Annotated in this window: 18 protein-coding genes; 10 read left to right on the top strand and 8 right to left on the bottom strand. The window is 62.1% G+C overall.

Annotated elements, in window-relative coordinates; genetic code table 11:
- The first annotated feature begins 56 nt into the window (after nt 1–56).
- From BLU39_RS20160 to BLU39_RS20170, 3 genes are all read left to right on the top strand, one after another.
- Complete coding sequence (locus tag BLU39_RS20160) at nt 57–317, top strand: hypothetical protein (RefSeq protein WP_086139611.1); 261 nt, start codon at nt 57–59, stop codon at nt 315–317.
- A gap of 176 nt (nt 318–493) precedes the next feature.
- Nucleotides 494–763 carry a hypothetical protein gene (locus BLU39_RS20165; RefSeq protein ID WP_092716222.1) on the top strand — a complete coding sequence of 90 codons (270 nt, stop codon included), beginning with the start codon at nt 494–496 and terminating at the stop codon, nt 761–763.
- A 242-nt stretch (nt 764–1005) separates the two neighbouring features.
- Nucleotides 1006–1245, top strand: a complete 240-nt coding sequence (locus BLU39_RS20170; protein ID WP_029496207.1) for a hypothetical protein — start codon at nt 1006–1008, stop codon at nt 1243–1245.
- 87 nt (nt 1246–1332) lie between these two features.
- Here the strand turns inward: BLU39_RS20170 and BLU39_RS20175 are convergent, their stop codons facing one another.
- From BLU39_RS20175 to BLU39_RS20185, 3 genes are all read right to left on the bottom strand, one after another.
- Nucleotides 1333–2019, bottom strand: a complete 687-nt coding sequence (locus BLU39_RS20175) for a glycine-rich domain-containing protein (protein ID WP_092716159.1) — start codon at nt 2017–2019, stop codon at nt 1333–1335.
- 202 nt (nt 2020–2221) lie between these two features.
- The gene (locus BLU39_RS20180) at nt 2222–4069 is read right to left on the bottom strand and encodes a sensor histidine kinase (protein ID WP_254789020.1); all 1848 of its coding nucleotides are present in this window, start codon (nt 4067–4069) and stop codon (nt 2222–2224) included.
- Between the two features lie 215 nt (nt 4070–4284).
- Nucleotides 4285–6051 (bottom strand): glutamine--tRNA ligase/YqeY domain fusion protein, encoded by a 1767-nt coding sequence (locus BLU39_RS20185; RefSeq protein ID WP_092716161.1) that lies wholly within the window; start codon nt 6049–6051, stop codon nt 4285–4287.
- Between the two features lie 161 nt (nt 6052–6212).
- Here BLU39_RS20185 and BLU39_RS20190 point away from each other — a divergent pair, with 161 nt between their 5' ends.
- From BLU39_RS20190 to BLU39_RS20205, 4 genes are all read left to right on the top strand, one after another.
- A complete protein-coding gene (locus tag BLU39_RS20190; protein WP_092716163.1) occupies nt 6213–6506 on the top strand; it encodes a DnaJ domain-containing protein in 294 nt (97 codons plus the stop codon).
- Between the two features lie 98 nt (nt 6507–6604).
- Nucleotides 6605–7117, top strand: coding sequence for a hypothetical protein (locus tag BLU39_RS20195; RefSeq protein WP_092716165.1), 513 nt, complete (start codon nt 6605–6607; stop codon nt 7115–7117).
- A complete protein-coding gene (locus BLU39_RS20200; RefSeq protein WP_092716167.1) occupies nt 7107–7895 on the top strand; it encodes a hypothetical protein in 789 nt (262 codons plus the stop codon). The genes BLU39_RS20195 and BLU39_RS20200 overlap by 11 nt, the downstream gene beginning before the upstream one ends.
- Before the next feature lie 19 nt (nt 7896–7914).
- Entirely contained in the window at nt 7915–8787 is an 873-nt protein-coding gene (locus tag BLU39_RS20205) for a hypothetical protein (protein WP_092716169.1), read from the top strand.
- 107 nt (nt 8788–8894) lie between these two features.
- Here the strand turns inward: BLU39_RS20205 and BLU39_RS20210 are convergent, their stop codons facing one another.
- On the bottom strand, nt 8895–9797 hold the full coding sequence (locus BLU39_RS20210; RefSeq protein WP_092716171.1) for a LysR substrate-binding domain-containing protein: 903 nt from the start codon (nt 9795–9797) through the stop codon (nt 8895–8897).
- A gap of 107 nt (nt 9798–9904) precedes the next feature.
- Here BLU39_RS20210 and BLU39_RS20215 point away from each other — a divergent pair, with 107 nt between their 5' ends.
- Entirely contained in the window at nt 9905–11179 is a 1275-nt protein-coding gene (locus tag BLU39_RS20215; RefSeq protein WP_092716173.1) for an MFS transporter, read from the top strand.
- Between the two features lie 6 nt (nt 11180–11185).
- On the opposite strand, the gene BLU39_RS20220 is transcribed toward BLU39_RS20215, so the two are convergent.
- Entirely contained in the window at nt 11186–11824 is a 639-nt protein-coding gene (locus BLU39_RS20220; protein WP_092716175.1) for a hypothetical protein, read from the bottom strand.
- A gap of 173 nt (nt 11825–11997) precedes the next feature.
- Here BLU39_RS20220 and BLU39_RS20225 point away from each other — a divergent pair, with 173 nt between their 5' ends.
- Nucleotides 11998–12324 carry a hypothetical protein gene (locus BLU39_RS20225; RefSeq protein WP_092716177.1) on the top strand — a complete coding sequence of 109 codons (327 nt, stop codon included), beginning with the start codon at nt 11998–12000 and terminating at the stop codon, nt 12322–12324.
- 1 nt (nt 12325) lies between these two features.
- On the opposite strand, the gene BLU39_RS20230 is transcribed toward BLU39_RS20225, so the two are convergent.
- Both BLU39_RS20230 and BLU39_RS20235 read right to left on the bottom strand, forming a co-directional pair.
- Nucleotides 12326–13207 (bottom strand): LytR/AlgR family response regulator transcription factor, encoded by an 882-nt coding sequence (locus BLU39_RS20230; RefSeq protein ID WP_092716179.1) that lies wholly within the window; start codon nt 13205–13207, stop codon nt 12326–12328.
- Nucleotides 13204–14322, bottom strand: a complete 1119-nt coding sequence (locus BLU39_RS20235; RefSeq protein ID WP_092716181.1) for a sensor histidine kinase — start codon at nt 14320–14322, stop codon at nt 13204–13206. Before BLU39_RS20235 ends, BLU39_RS20230 begins: the two co-directional genes overlap by 4 nt.
- Nucleotides 14323–14518: 196 nt before the next feature.
- On the opposite strand from BLU39_RS20235, the gene ugpQ reads away from it, so the two are divergent.
- A complete protein-coding gene (gene ugpQ, locus BLU39_RS20240; RefSeq protein ID WP_092716183.1) occupies nt 14519–15259 on the top strand; it encodes a glycerophosphodiester phosphodiesterase in 741 nt (246 codons plus the stop codon).
- Nucleotides 15260–15350: 91 nt separating this feature from the next.
- On the opposite strand, the gene BLU39_RS20245 is transcribed toward ugpQ, so the two are convergent.
- A partial coding sequence (locus tag BLU39_RS20245; protein WP_139178400.1) for a transposase occupies nt 15351–15670 on the bottom strand: 320 nt, incomplete at its 5' end.

Below are 15670 nucleotides of genomic sequence, written 5' to 3' on the forward strand. Positions count from 1 at the left end.
GGGCCGGCGCGCAGCGCGCCGTTCCCGCGCCGCGCCACTCACTTAAGGAATACAGCATGAGCACCCTCACTTACGAAGCATACCTGGACGAGGTCACCACCGTCCTGACGGAACTGTACGACCTCGACGACGACGCCGCCATCAAGCTGGTCGTGGCGGCGCAGGACGCCGAATTCTTTGTCCCGCACGATGCGCATGAAGAAATGCGTACCGTCGAGCAAGCCAAGAAAGATGCGGTCACCCTGTTCGAGCGCAAGCAGAATCGGCAGCAAACGCAGGAAAAACAGCAACAGCGCGTGCGCCAGCAAAAGAAATAAATGGATGGGGCAGTACGGGCTTCGGCGCAACACCGGGGCCTTGCCATTGATGCAACGCAAACGTGTCATCGCGTGCTGGCGATATGGTGAGCAATGTCGTCGCGCGCCTGGGCTCTTGTGGCGGGCTCTGCATCTACAACCAGCGTGACGCTGTTTCCCGTCAGCAGGAGCGAGCCATGCGAGCTACGAATCACCCCAGCAAGGAACAAGTGCGCGCCTATATGCGGCGCCGCGAACATGCGCTGCAGCCGCCACCACCGCCCGATGAAATTCGCCGGCAACTGGCCTGGTGCCACACGGACGATTTTCTCTGTACCTGTCTTCCGGCCACCCCGGCCGGCATGGCTGCGCGAGGCTGGCATCTTTCCGCCGAAATGGCTCGCTTGGGCGCCCTCATGGCGATTGCCTGGCTCATGCGTAGCGGCGTTCCTCATTGTAAAAATTGATGACTTGCAGCAAATTTTTCCGATTTGAGTTATCCTCTAGCACATCCCAAGTGCGTCAATTCTCTTCAATTATCACAATTTTGCTTTAAGTTACGCAAAAATCAACAATAGCGTGTATTATATTGTTTGCGGCGTAAAATCCGCATAAGTGATGGCGCTTTTTAGTGTGTTTACCCTGAATTAGTGCAGAAGAGACATTCTGTTTTTTCTTGCTCTAATACAACAAGTACGGATTTTTGATCATGTCTCTCAAACAAATTACCTCTTTGCCTACCTACAACCCGAATCGCGTCCTCGATGCGATCATCGACAAGCTGCAGTTGAAAAACGATGCCGCCTTGTCGCGAGCTCTGGAAGTGGCGCCACCTGTTATCAGCAAGATTCGTCACAACACCTTGCCGATCGGCGCCACGATCCTCATCCGCATGCATGAAATCAGCGATTTCAGCATTCGTGAACTGCGCGAGTTGATGGCTGCCTAAGAGCGCCTGACAGACGGCAAACTGAGAGGTGCCGTCTGGGTAAGTCAGGCTTGCCGCGTGCGGCAGCCACATCTGTTTTCCGCTTTTCTATTGCGTGTCGCGGTTCAGTACCGGACGATCAACATAGAAGCGCCCCAATTCCAGGCCAGTCGAAGACGATTTGACCACCGCCGCCGTCAGTGAGGCAGGCGCGCTGGAAAATGCGGTGCTGGCAGCCCCGGTCGCGCGGCCCGAATACGCCGTCGCCTGTACCGCCGCACTGGAAAACGCCGTTTGCACGGCCCGGCCCGAGTATGCCGTCGCCTGTACCGCACGTCCCGAATACGCCGCCTGCACGGCACGGCCCGAATACGCCGCCTGTACGGCGCGCCCCGAATACGCCGTTTCTGCGCGGATATAATCTTCCCCGAACGTTTGCTCATACAGTTGCTTCATGCGCTCGCCCACGCGATGGTGCGCCGCTTCGTCGTCTTCGCCGCGCAAGCCGATGTAGGGGAAGTGATGGAGGAAGTAGCCAAACACCTGTTCGCAGTCCGCCGCATATTTCAGGGTGTCGAGGATGTGGTAGTGCCAGAAGGTATCGACGTCCATCAAAGGCGCCGTTTCTTCTTCCGGAAACTGTTTCATCAGGATCAGGAAGCGGCGGTATTCGAATTCCACCGCATTCGCCTTTTCCAGGCTCCATCCTTCGCCTGATTCCCGGTGCATCAGCTTGACCTTGATCGCGTCCAAATTCAAATCGGCAATTGCCTTGAAACTGTCGTTCGTATCCATGAATGTCCTTTGGTAAAAAAGAGCGTTGTGGGAAATACGGTGAAACAAGGGAGAGCGGCGCTTGTGTGGCGGTTGTGTACTCCTGGCAAATGGTCGAGGAATGCCTGGCCCATGGCGGGCGGGCGCTGAATTGTTCTACATCAATATTGCATCTAATTACGAAATATGCAAGCTGAGCTTGTTTCATGCGGGCACCCGCCTGTCAGCTGCTGGCCCGGCTTTCTTCCTGGTAGGGAAACGCGGTGGCGTCCGCGCCCAGCGGCACGCTGACGTGCACGCCCATGCCGGCGCCGGGGCTGCTTTCGATGTAAAAAGTTCCACCTAACAACTTGATGCGTTCCTCGATGCCTACCAGGCCAAACGAGCCCAGCTTGTTGCGCCCGTCGATGGCCGCGCCCACGCCGTTGTCGCTGATGCTCATCGACACGGTATCGCGGCACTTTTCCAGCTTCACTTGCACGCGGCTGGCATGGGCATGCTGGGAAATATTGCTCAGCGACTCTTGCAGGATGCGAAACAGGGCCGTCGCGCATTGATCGCTGAGGCAAATGTCGTCGTGGCTTTCGCTCACCTCGCAGTCGATGCCCGTGCGCAGGCGAAATTGCGCCACCTGCCATTCGACGGCCGCATTCACGCCCAGGTCCAGCACGGTAGGGCGCAAGTCGTTGATGATTTGCCGCACGCTCTTGATGGTGGCGTCGATCTGTTCCAGGGTCGAGCGGGCGCGGGCATTCAGGCGCGGGTGGCGGCGTTGCGTGCGCGAAGCGAGCATGTCGGCGTCGATGCGCAAGACCAGCAGGTTCTGCCCCAGGTCGTCGTGGATTTCGCGCGCGATGCGCTTGCGTTCTTCTTCCTTGATCTGGTCGGCGTGGGCCGCCAGGCGGCGCAGTTTCTGGTGCGACAGCTGCAAGCGAATCTGGCTGGCGCGCAATTCCTCCGTCATGCCGTTGGCCATCTGGATGGCGCGCCGGCGCGACGAGGCCAGGGTATGGAACAGCATGTAGAGCAGCATGGCGCTGGCGAAACCGGTCAGCAGGGCCAGCCATGGCAAAAAGGCGTCGAAGCGCGTGTACAGGTCGCTCTTGCGCACGCTGAATAGCGCTTGCCAGACGCGGCCATTGTGTTTGATCAGCATCGTGCTGCTCAGGTAGCGGCCCGAACTGCCGGGCAGCCACCATGGCGCATGCATGCCCGCCGTCGTGCTGTCGAAGATGGGGCGCATGTCGTGTGGTAAGTCTAGCGGTGCGCGCGCCTGCGGGCCGATATCGAACAGGGTCAGGCGGACGTTGCGCACCGGCATGTCGGCCAGCGCGCTGCGCATCATCGTCACCAAGTCGTAGCCGATGCCGACGGAGCCCTGGTACGCCGCGCGCCTCTGCTCCACGGTATCGGTCGGCATGCCGTAGCGGTACACAGGCAGGCGCATGGCCATGCCCGTCAGCTGGGGACGGCCTTGCATCGGCACGGGCACGCCGGAATTGCTGATGTTGCCGGAATCGCGTGACTGCGCCAGCGCTTCGGCGATCAGGGGACGCGAGGCGATGTCATAACCATATTTTTCCGGGGCGCTGGCGATCGGCTCGATGTACACGAGCACGGAATAATGGGAGCGCGGGGCGGGCGGATGGATGGCAAACGCCGGATAGCCATCGCGTCCGGGCGGATAGTCGCGCCGCATGGCCGCTTCGAAGACGGGGCGCTGCGCTTCGTCCAGTTCCTGGCTGTAATTGAGGTTCATCACACCCGGGTAGTTCTGTTGCAGGGCGATATTTTCCACGTAGCGGTGGAATTGCTCGCGGCTCACGTGTTCGTTGGCGTGGAACAGGCTGGCCGTACCGCGCAGCAGATTGGCATACGACTGGACGCGCGATTCGATGTTTTTCCGGGTATTGCGCGCCAGGTTGTCGAACAGGTCGCTGGCGTCGCTTTCGACCGACAGCGAGGCGGCCATGTAGAACAGCAGACCTGCCATCATCGACATCACGAAGCCGAGCAGCCACAGCGGTCTTTTTTCAGCAGATAAGGGGTGTTCGCCGGCAGTAGAAGACATTGCCATCCGCATCAGGAGGAGGAATCGGGTGCCGCCTGGATGGCGGTGGCTGGACTGCGTTGTACAAGCGCTATCGAAATTGCAAATTGCTCAATAGCTGCCTAATATACAAAATTATTGTGAATGTAGTCAACAGGCAATATTCTCAGTGACATATGTTGTTGAAACGAAAAAAAACCGCCGCAGCGGTTTTTTTTGTGTGTGCCATCCAGCCCTTATTTGGCGGGCTGCCAGCTGTCTTTCAGGGTGACGATGCGGTTGAAGACGGGCTTGCCCGGCTGGCTGTCGACCCGGTCGGCCGCGAAGTAGCCGTGGCGCTCGAACTGGAAGCGCTCCTCCGGCTGGGCCAGTTCCGCGCCCGGTTCCAGCCACGCTTGCACGACTTCCTTGGCCAGCGGATTCAGGGCCAGCTTGAAGTCCTTGCCGCCCGCGTCCGGTTGCGGGTCCGTGAACAGGCGGTCGTACAGGCGCACTTCGGCGGGAATGGCCGTCGGCGCGCTGACCCAGTGCATATTGCCCTTGACCTTGTAGTTGGCGCTGCCTTCCGTGCCCGACTTGCTGTCCGGGAAATAGGTGCAATGCACGGCGATGACCTTGCCGTTTTCATCCTTGTCAAAGCCCGTGCACTCGATCACGTAGCCGTAACGCAGGCGCACGCGGCTGCCCGGCTTGTCGTCGATCGGCGGATACAGGCGGAAATAGCCCTTGTTCGGCACTTCCATGAAGTCGTCTTCCTCGATCCACAGCTCGCGCGAGATGGGGAAGGTGCGCAGGCCGCGCTCGGGGAAGTGCGGGTGCACGGGGGCCGTGCATTCCACGCTTTCGCCTTCGGGGAAATTGTCGATGATCAGTTTCAACGGACGCAGCACGGCCACCGTGCGCGGCGCTTTCGGGTCCAGGTCTTCGCGCAAACAGCCTTCGAGCACGCTGTAGTCGATCCAGCCGTCGGACTTGGTCACGCCCGTGCGCTCGCACATCAGCTGGATCGCTTCCGGCGTGTAGCCGCGGCGGCGCATGCCCACCAGGGTCGGCATGCGCGGGTCGTCCCAGCCGTCGACGATCTTTTCTTCCACCATCTGGCGCAGCTTGCGCTTGCTGGTGACGATGTAGGTCAGGTTCAGGCGCGAGAATTCGTACTGGTGCGGCACCGGCTTGGCGAAGAAGCCGCCGGCCGACAGGGTTTCCAGCAGCCAGTCGTAGAACGGGCGGTGATCCTGGAATTCCAGGGTGCAGATTGAATGCGTGATGTTTTCCAGCGCGTCCGAGATCGGGTGCGTGTAGTCGTACATCGGATAGATGCACCAGGCGTCGCCCGTGCGGTGGTGGTGCGCATGGCGGATGCGGTAGATGGCCGGGTCGCGCAAGTTCATGTTCGGCGAACTCATGGCATCTTCGCTCATCTTCGCACGCAGGATGTGCTCGCCATCCTTGAACTGGCCCGCCTTCATGGCGCGGAACAGGGCCAGCGATTCGTCGCGCGGACGGTCGCGGAACGGCGAATTCTTGCCGGCCTGGCCGAAATTGCCGCGGTTGGCGGCCATGTCTTCGGCGCTCTGGCTGTCCACATAGGCAAAGCCGGCCGTGATCAGGTATTCGGCCATCGCGTACAGCTGGTCGAAATAATCGCTCGCGTAATGCAGGTGGCTCTGGCCGTCGCCATTTTTCGGTTCCCAGTCAAAGCCCAGCCATTTCACGCTGTCCATGATGGTGTCGACGTATTCCTGCTCTTCCTTGGCCGGATTGGTGTCGTCGAAGCGCAGGTTGCACTGGCCGGCGTAATCGCGCGCCAGGCCGAAGTTGACGCAGATCGACTTGGCGTGGCCCACGTGCAGGTAGCCGTTCGGCTCCGGCGGGAAACGCGTGATCACCTGGGGCAGGCCGGGACGCACGTGGGCGCCGGCGGCCAGGTCGGCTTCGATGATGTTACGCAAGAAATTGGGCGCCAGCGCTGGCGCGGCGGTATTCGGTTTATCGTTGCTCATTGATCAATGCGGAAGAGTGACAGTAAAGAGCATTTTACCGTACCGCAAGCGCTTTATAAGCACGTATTTGACCCCATATCCGAGCATCCAAGCGACGCGGACGCCGTTCTATAGGATAATTCGCCTTTAATTAGTAGAAAAACGTGACCCCGGAGCCTTTTATGGAAAATTTGTATAACGTCCTCGGTGTCGCGCCCAATGCCAGCGACGATGAAATCAAGAAGGTTTACCGTTCGCTGGCCATGCGCTACCACCCCGACCGCAACCAGGCCCCCGGCGCCGAGGCGCGCTTCAAGAGCGTCACCAAGGCGTATGAAATCCTGGCCGACCCGGCCAAGCGCGCCGAATACGACCAGAGCGTGAACCACCGCATCATCATCGATCCGGAAGCGGAAGCGTATGCGCTGTGGTGCGGCGTGTTCCGTCTGCATGGCACCGCGCTACCCGCAGACTGAATCGCTGCGGCCCGCTCGGCAGGCCTGATTTACTTGAAAAACAACAACAACGGCGCTTTTAATTTAACAGCGCCGCGCATCACATTCGAAAGCACAGCATGAGAAGAGTACACCCTGAATTCGCGTACCAGTCGCGCGAGCTGGAAGGCCAGATCGAAGGCATCCTCGGCGATCCGCCGAACCGCAAGAACTACAAGAGCATGGTCGATGCATTGGTCGGCGAATATGCGAGCGGCGGCGGCATCGAAGACGTGAACATGCTGGCCTTCGCGCTGGTCGACCACATAAGCTTCAGCGACCCGAAAGGCTTGCTGGCCGAAAGCGAAGACTACGAGTTCGGCGACCCGGCCCGCGTGTTTTCCATGGCCAGCTGTGCCGATCCGGAAGCTGCGAAGATGTACGCCGCCATCGAGGACAGTTTCCCCGACCTGGCGCGCCAGGCCATCATCACGGCCTTTTTGCACAAGAACCCGCGCCTGTGGGACGACGACGACCAGTCGCTCGACCAGCTGGCCGCCAATGACGATGGCGACGACGATCACGACGAAGACGAAGCCACCGACGATTTCGCCCAGATGTTTGACCAGGATGGAGATGACCATGGCCGATAATAATGAACAAAAGAGCAATCTTCCCGCGCTGACGAAACAGGTCACGGAATTGGTGCTGTCCGGTTCCCTGGGCCACGCCGAGCAGGCGTTTGCCGACGCGGCCGACCAGTACGGCGACCTGGCCGTGGTGGAAGTGCTGAGCGCCATTCCGCCGCAAGTGACGGCCCTGCACCTGGCCGGCTTCGACGGCGGCAAGATGTCGCTGGCCACCCTGCTGGTGCCGCCGAAGGCGTGGGCCGACAGCCTGGCCTTCATCGCCGCCACCTGGAGCGACGACCAGATCGAGGATGATCCGGAACGCATCGCCGAGGCCCTGTTCGCGCACATCCATGGCGTGGTGTTTTCCACCGACGACGCCGAGCGCCGCCGCGAGCTGCTGCTCGAAGCGTCCGCCACCGACTGGGGCGCCACGGCGTTCGCCATCCTGTTCTCGATGGCGCCGAAGGAAATCCTCGAAGTGGCGGGCGAGATCGTCATCAAGGGACCGTACGTGACGGGCGTGACCTCGTCCGACAACGACGTCGTGCCGCTGGCCATCGAACTGGCGCAAGCGAATGAAGACGGCTGGGACCGCTCGCTGTTCGAACTGTTCCCCGACTTCCGCCACAGCGCCGACCTGGCCGACGCGGAGTACTCGGACGATCCGGACGAAGAGCCGACCATGTTGCAGCGGAGCACCAAGGAATTGCTGTACCGCCTGCGCAAGCAAGTGCCGAGCACGCGCAGCGCGCCGCGTTCCAGCACGCGCCGCAGCCTGGGCACGGGCATTTTCTCGTAATGAAAGCAGGGAACGTCTAATGCTGCCAGCAATTGTTGTAGAGAATCTTCCGCGCCTCGTGCGCGCCATCAAACTGTTGCCGGGCGACCCGCGCGAAGACGCGGCCCTGAACCTGGCCGACGAATTGACGGGCATCACGGCCATGGTGGCCGAGAAGTTCACGAATGAACGCACGGCCGACGGCATCCAGAAAGCGCTGTACCTGACGGTGGGCGGCGTGTCCCTGGGCCTGGAACAGGCCGTCACGCATGAAGGCGACCAGGCCGCCCTCGACTTCCTCGTCGAGCACGGCGCCGAGCACGCGTTCCAGGTGGGCTTTCGCCTGATCAAGGAATTGTCGCAACTGCCCGAAGACGCTCTCGTCGGCGAATACGACCAGGACCCCGTCTACCTGGCGCGCCGCCTGCGCGAGCTGTTCATCGATATTTGCCAGGCCGACCCGAACCAGAACTGGGCCGGCTATGAAAAGTATGCGGTTCAATTGCAACAGCGCAAGGAAGTGCAAGCCGTCGTGCGCCTGGCCGGCTGGCTGCGCCGGCACCATGACAACGGCCCCGTCTGCGACAGCGACTTGAATGCCGAGGGCGTCATCGCCCTGGCCATCATCTTCGCCATCGAAGGCGGCGGGCGCATCGTCGCGCGCACGGGCCAAAAGGAGTTTGAACGCTTCGTGCGTTCCGTGCGCAAGAACAAGCCCGACTTCGAAGAAGGCTGGGCCGCCCTGGTGGCCAAGGTGCCCGCGCAGCACCACCCTGTGTTGCTCGACCGCATCGATTCCTACCGCCGCAGCTGCACCGTCGTGCATAAAATCCTCACGCGGGCCAGCATGAAAAGCCTGTTCGAGGACCTGGAAAATTATGCGGGTTCGGAGCTCGATGCGGATTATTCGTGACCGCTGGTGTCGGATTACGGCCTGCGGCCTAATCCGACCTACGCCGGCGCGCGTCCCGTAGGTCGGCTTAGCTGCGGCACAGCCGCAGCGTAAGCCGACACGGCAGCTTATGCTCCCCCTTCCATGGCCGCTTCCTCGGCCAGTTTGACAAACGCCGCCACCAGCGGCGACGTCTCTTCTTCCCGTTGTGCAAGTAATAAGCTCGTGGTCGCCTGCGGGTCGGCGATGGGGCGGTAGCACACGCCATCCATGCGGATGCGGTCGAACGAAGAGGGCAGCACGGAAATGCCGCAGCCGGCTGCCACCAGGCCGATGATGGTCGATGCCTCGCCCGCTTCCTGCGCCACCTGGGGCACGAAGCATGCCGCCTTGCACAGGCGGAAGATCTGCGGATAAATCCCCGTGCCCGCATCCTTGGGATACATGACAAAACCTTCGCCCGCCATGTCGGCAATCGCGATCGCGTCCTTGGCCGCCAGCGCGTGGGCGACGGGCAGCACGAGGAAGAGCGGGTCCTGGCGCAATTGCGTCAGGCGGATATCGTCCGGATACGTCGTTTCCGGCGGGCGCACGAAACCCAGGTCCATCGTCCGGCCACTGATCGCTTCGAGCTGATGCAAGGTCGCCATCTCGTGCAGGGTCAGGGTGACGTGCGGAAACTGCTGGCGGTAGCGGTTGATGACGGTGGCGAAGTAGGGCGTGAACGGCGTGGAAAACGTAAAGCCGATGCGCAATTCGCCCGCTTCGCCCCGCTGGGCCCGGCGCGCCGTGACGGCCGCCTGTTCCGACAAGGACAGGATGCGCCGCGCATCGTCGAGAAACAGTGCACCTGCTTGCGTCAGCCGCACGGAGCGCTTGTTGCGCTCGAACAACTGCGCACCCAATTCCGCTTCCAGTGCCTGGATTTGCTGGCTCAGCGGCGGCTGGCCGATGTGCAGGCGCTCGGCCGCGCGCGTGAAGTGCAGCTCCTCGGCAACGGCGACAAAGTAACGGAGGTGGCGCAGTTCCATATTGTCCAGTAATCGTTTTAAAGTATGAGTTGGGCCTTGAATATATATTGGACGATATGAGTTGGCAATCCTAAGATGAAGACTCGCTCCTTCTTCGAAACACGGCCATGTCTGATTCATCGCTTGCCTTTGCCCCCGCTGCCCCATCCGCCATTCCGGTTTCCGCTCCCGCTCCCCGCACGGCCATCGCCAAGGGTTCCATCGAATTCAAGCGCAGCAACCGCGCCCTGTTCTTCGGCGGCTTTTCCACCTTCAGCTTGCTGTACTGTATCCAGCCCCTGTTCCCGCTGCTGTCGCACCAGTTTCAACTGACGCCGGCGCAAAGCAGCTGGTCGCTGTCCGTGTCGAGCGGCTTGCTGGCCATCTCGCTGGTGCTGCTCAGCGCCGTCTCGGACCGGGTGGGCCGCAAGCCGCTGATGGTGGCGTCGATGTTTTCCGCCGCGATACTGACGATCTTGTCCGCGTTCGCCCAGGATTATGCGCAGTTGCTGGTCATCCGCGCCGCGCTGGGCATTGCCCTGGGCGGCATGCCGGCCGTGGCCATGGCTTACCTGGGCGAGGAAATCGAGGGCCCGTCCCTGGGCTTGTCGATGGGCTTGTATATTGCGGGCAGCGCCTTTGGCGGCATGTCGGGGCGCTTGATCGCTTCCATGCTCAGCGATTTCCTGTCGTGGCGCTGGGCTTTGGGCGTGCTGGGCGTGGCCGGCGTGCTGGCTGCCGCGGAATTCTGGCGCAGCCTGCCCGCATCGAAAAATTTCGTGCCTACAACCCGTGGCTGGAATGCCTTGCCGCACGCCATCAAGCAGCATTTTTCCGACCAGGGCTTGCCGTGGCTGTTCTGCCTCGCGTTCGTGCTGATGGGCTGTTTCGTCAGCCTGTATAACTACATCGGCTACCGCCTGCTGGCAGCGCCATTCGGCTTGCGCCAGAGCACGGTCGGCTTGCTGGCCTTCTTGTACCTGATCGGCATTTTCAGTTCCGTCTGGGCCGGTCGCCTGGTGGACCGCCTGGGACGCCGGGGCGTGCTGTGGATCATGCTGTTGGTGATGTTGTCCGGCATTTTATTGACCCTGTTCGACTCGCTGCCGCTGATCGTCATCGGCATGGCGCTGGCCACCTTCGGCTTCTTTGCCTCGCACTCGATCGCCAGCAGCTGGGTCAGCCGCAGGGCCCGCGCGCCGCAGGCGCTGGCCTCGGCCTTCTACCTGCTGTTCTATTACCTGGGCTCGAGCCTGATCGGCTCCGCCTCGGGCATGATGTGGGGCTTCGACGGCTGGACGGGCGTCATCATCATGCTGGGCCTGTGCCTGGGCGGCGGCGTGCTGATCGCCTTGCGCCTGCGCCATCTGCAGCCGCTGGGCGCGCGCGAAGCGGTGGGCTGAGTCCGGTTATTTGGGGCACATGCCGATCATCGTTTCCCCCTGCTTGCCCGCGCGCGTGGTCACGCACAAGCTGCCCAGCGCGCTGGTGATCTTGTAGGTGCGGCTGCCCCTGGCCTCGTTCGCGCCGATTTCCTCGATCTTTGACGCCTCGTACCATTTCGGCGGCACGGCCGCATAGGCTTCGGCAAAGCCCTGCTGCATGCGCTTGTAGCCCGTGTCGTCGAATTTCTCGCCGCCCCGCTGCGGGAATTCCTTGCGTAAATCCTTGTCGATCTTGCCTACGTCGCGCTTGGCTTGCGCCAGGATATCGGCCGCGCTGGGCGGCGCGACGGCCGTGATCGCTTCCGGCGTTGCCGGCGCCGGCTCGGCGGCGGGTGGCGGCAAGGGGCGGCTGATGGGCACTGGCATTGGCAGGCGCGGCACTCTTGCGGTGGCTGGTTTGGCGCTGGGCAACGCCGCAGGTACGGGCTTGGGCGGCGCAGGCGCGCTGTAGCGCAACCAGGTGATGGCCGGACCCTGCGGCAAGTTCTCGTCTGTGACGGCACGGGGTCGCGACTGCAAGACAACATATGCCAGGCCTACATGCAGCAGGATGATCAACAGCAGGCCGGGAGCGCGGCGGGGCAGGGACGGCAGCGAGGTCATGGGTGGTGTGGTGGTTCAGGTACGCCAATGTATATGAAGGATTTGATAATTATCTAGAATGTCACAAGCGCTTACAAAAAAGTGCCGCATGGAAATTTCGACCTTGTGGCCGCCAGCGGGGAACCCTGTGCGGCCTTGACGATCCAACTCCCTACACTGTGGGAGGACACATCATGATGCAGGTAAAGGAAGTGGCACGGCGCTTTGGCGCCATCGAACACGCAATCGGCCAGGCGGCCCAGCTGTGCGGCCAGCAGCAGGGCATGCCCATGGATTTGAAGGATTGCATCAACCAGCTGGACCAGCAAAAGAGCGCCGTGCGGCAAGCCATCGATACGCAGGACGATACGCGCATCCGGCAAGCCGTCGACCAGATGGAGTCGCTGGGCGACCGCGCCAAGCGGGCCTGTGGCACGGCAACCAGCGTGACGCCGGAAATGAAGAGTGCCGTGCTCAAGGTCCACGATGAGTTGTCGGACTTAAAACATCAGCTGCATTAGCTTACATCTGGCGGAACAGATGCGCATATAAAGGGCTGACGCGCAGTTGTGCCGGGTGCTGGCGCAGGGTCAGCGACAGCTTGCCCGCCTCGTCGCGCACGGCCGTGGCGATGGCGCTGGCGTTGACGATGGTGCCCCGGTGGATTTGCCAGAATTGCTGCGGGTCCAGCTGGGGCAAGAGCTCCTTCAGGCTCGTGCGTATCAATGATTCGCTGTCCTGGCACACGACGTTGATGTATTTGTCCAGCGCTTCGAAATACACGACGTCGGCCAGGGCGATCATGCGCACGCTGTTGCCCACGGCCGCCCGTATCATTTGCAGGCGCGGCGCGGGCGGCAGCATGGCTTGCAGCTGGCTCAGCAGGCGGGCCATGTTGTCGTCGCTGGCGGTTCCGGCTGTTGGCGCTGCCGTGGCGGTCGTCGCTGGCGCTGCTGCTGCCGTGACTGTGGCTGTAGCGGTGCCGTTGCCGCCGCCTTTGCCAGCACCGCTGTCGCGCAAGCGCTGTTGCAGCCGTTCTACCGTCTTGCCCAGGCGCGCATCGTTGACGGGTTTTAAGACGTAGTCGGCGGCCGCGTGTTCGAAGGCGGCCAGCGCGTATTCGTCGTAGGCGGTCACGAACACGATGTGGGGAAATGGAATGCCGTCGGGCCACTGTTCCGCCAATTCCTCGGCCGCTTCCAGGCCCGTCTTGCCTGGCATTTTGATGTCGAGAAACAGAATGTCTGGCTGCAGCGCCAGGCCTTGGCGCAAGGCTTCCACGCCGTTGGGGCAGGTGGCAACGATGTCGAGTTCCGGCCACAGCCGCTGCAAGGCGTGCGCAAGGGCGGCGGCAAGTATGGGTTCGTCTTCGGCGATCAGGGCGCGCGGTGAGGTGCTGGTCATGGCGTGGGGCTCGCGGTGGTGGAGTGAATGGGGAATTGAAGGCGGGCGACGACGCCTGCCGGCGTGTTGGCGGCCAGCGACAGGCTGGCGTCATCGCCATGCATGCCGCGCAGGCGCTCGCGGATATTCGCCACGCCCAGCTGCGTACCCTTGGTCTGGCCCGGATGGTCGAGGCCCAGGCCATCGTCGCTGACGGTGAGCAGCAGCGCGCCGCGATCCATGGACGCCTGCACGTGGATATGGCCGCCTTCGATCTTCGGCTCCAGGCCGTGCTGGATGGCGTTTTCCACCAGCGGCTGCAGCAGCATGGGAGGGACCTTGATGTGGCGTAAGGCATCGGGCAAGTCCAGCGTAAAGCGCAGGCGCGCGCCCATGCGGATGGACATCAGGCCCAGGTAGGCTTGCATCAGGGAAAACTCCTGCGCCAGGGTGGTGGACTCGGCGCGCGAGGACGAGAGGGTGGCGCGCAAGTACTGGATCAGCTGGTCGAGCAGCTGCTGGGCGCGGTCCGGATCAAAACTGATCAGGCCTTGCAGATTGGCCAGGGTATTGAACAGCATGTGCGGTTCGATTTGCGCCTGCAGCAACTGCAGCTGGGCCTGCATGGCCTGGCGCGCCACGGATTCGGCGCGGGCCTTTTCCTCGGCAGCCGCCATTTGCAGGCGGGCAATCTTTTCGCGGCTGGAGAAAAACAGCACGGCGCCGCCCGTGGCCAGCAGGGTGAACACGAGGGTGCCCATCATTTGCGTAGGCAGCATGTTTTCAAAGCCGCCCACGTCCACGCCCGTCAGCCAGCTGAACAGCGTCAGGCCCAGCATTTGCGCGACGGGCACGGAAATGAGGATGATGAGCATGAAAGGCAGGAATTTCGGCCGCCGGTCCGCGCCCCATAAGGTCAGGCGCATGCCGTCGATCAGCAGGAAGGCGATCGTGCCGATGCACATCGAGGCGACCAGGTTTTGCCCAAAATGGCTGCCCGGACTGAGGATGAAGGTAATGACCAGCGCACAGATCACGTTCAGCGCCAGCGCATAGCGCGCGTCGTGCAGCATGCGGTAGTACGGAGACCTGGCCTTGGCTGCTGGCGCATCGGCGGATGGAACGTTGGATTTCATGGAGTTGTCTGCTGGTAGCGATGGGGCATTGTGTGCCAGCGCAGGCCAGCGCGCAACAGGGCTGCGACGAAACGGGACTGGCGCGCCGCCATTCGCTGGGGCGCGTCGCCAAACGGGGCCGCTTTACTTTTCGGGACTGGCACGCGATAGTGTGGCAAGACAGTCTTGCTTCCAAAGAATTGCTTAAAGGAATCCCATGTGGCCCTATCCACGCACCCTCGCGCACCGCGGCGGCGGCACCCTGGCGCCTGAAAACACCCTGGCCGCCCTGCGCTGCGGCCTCGCCTACGGCTACCGCGCCGTGGAATTCGACGTCATGCTGGCGTCCGACGGCGTGCCCGTCGTCGTGCACGACCCCGAGCTGGGCCGCACCGTGGCCGGCAGCGGCCACATCAACGATTACACGGCCGCGCAGCTGGGAGCGATGGAGGCGGGCGCCTGGTTCGGCCCCGCATTCGCCGGTGTAGGCGTGCCCACGTTCGAGGCCGTAGTGGCGTATTGCAAGGCGCAGCGCATCTGGATGAATATCGAAATCAAGCCGGCGCCCGGCTTCGATGTGCAAACCGGGACGGTGGTGGCGCACGCCACGCGCGATTACTTTGCGCAGGAAATCGCGGCTGGCGAATTGCTGCCGCTCTTGTCGTCGTTCAGCATCGCAGCCTTGCAGGCGGCGCGCCAGGCGGCCCCGGAACTGGCGCGCGGCTGGCTGGTCGAAGCGATACCTTCAGATTGGCTGAAACAGGCAAAGGAGCTGGGCGTGGTGGCCATCCATTGCGACCATCAGCAGCTGACGCCGGAACTGGCGCGAGAGATCAAGGGGGCGGGATACGGGCTGTTCTGCTACACCGTCAACACCTCGGAGCGGGCCAGCGAATTGCTGGCCTGGGGCGTGGACGGGTTTTGTACGGACAGGATCGATTTGATCACGCCGGTCTGAACGTAACCCAAAGCAACATCTGGGGTCGTACCCTGCAGGGTACGACCCCAGCCTTTGCCGTTGGGTTTAGGCGTAGATACTGTTATCCCCGTCAAGCGGCGTGCAAGGTCGGATCAAATATTTTTCCCGACCTGAGCACGCCGAATGCCACGTGCACCAGCTTGCGCATCATGGCGCCGATGATCAGTTTCTTTGCCTTGCCAGCAGCACGCAGGCGCTGACCAAAGCGCTTGCCCCAGGCTGTCCGGTACACGGTCACCATGGCGGGCATGTACAGCGCTTTGCGCAGGAAGCTGTGGCCGACCTTCGACATGCGTGGCTTGCCACGTACGCTGGAACCAGACTCGTGCTGGCGCGGGTCGAGTCCCGCAAACGCCACGGCTTGCTTGGCGCTGTCGAAGCGCTCGGGAT

The sequence above is a fragment of the Janthinobacterium sp. OK676 genome (genome assembly GCF_900103595.1).
GTDB lineage: Bacteria > Pseudomonadota > Gammaproteobacteria > Burkholderiales > Burkholderiaceae_D > Janthinobacterium.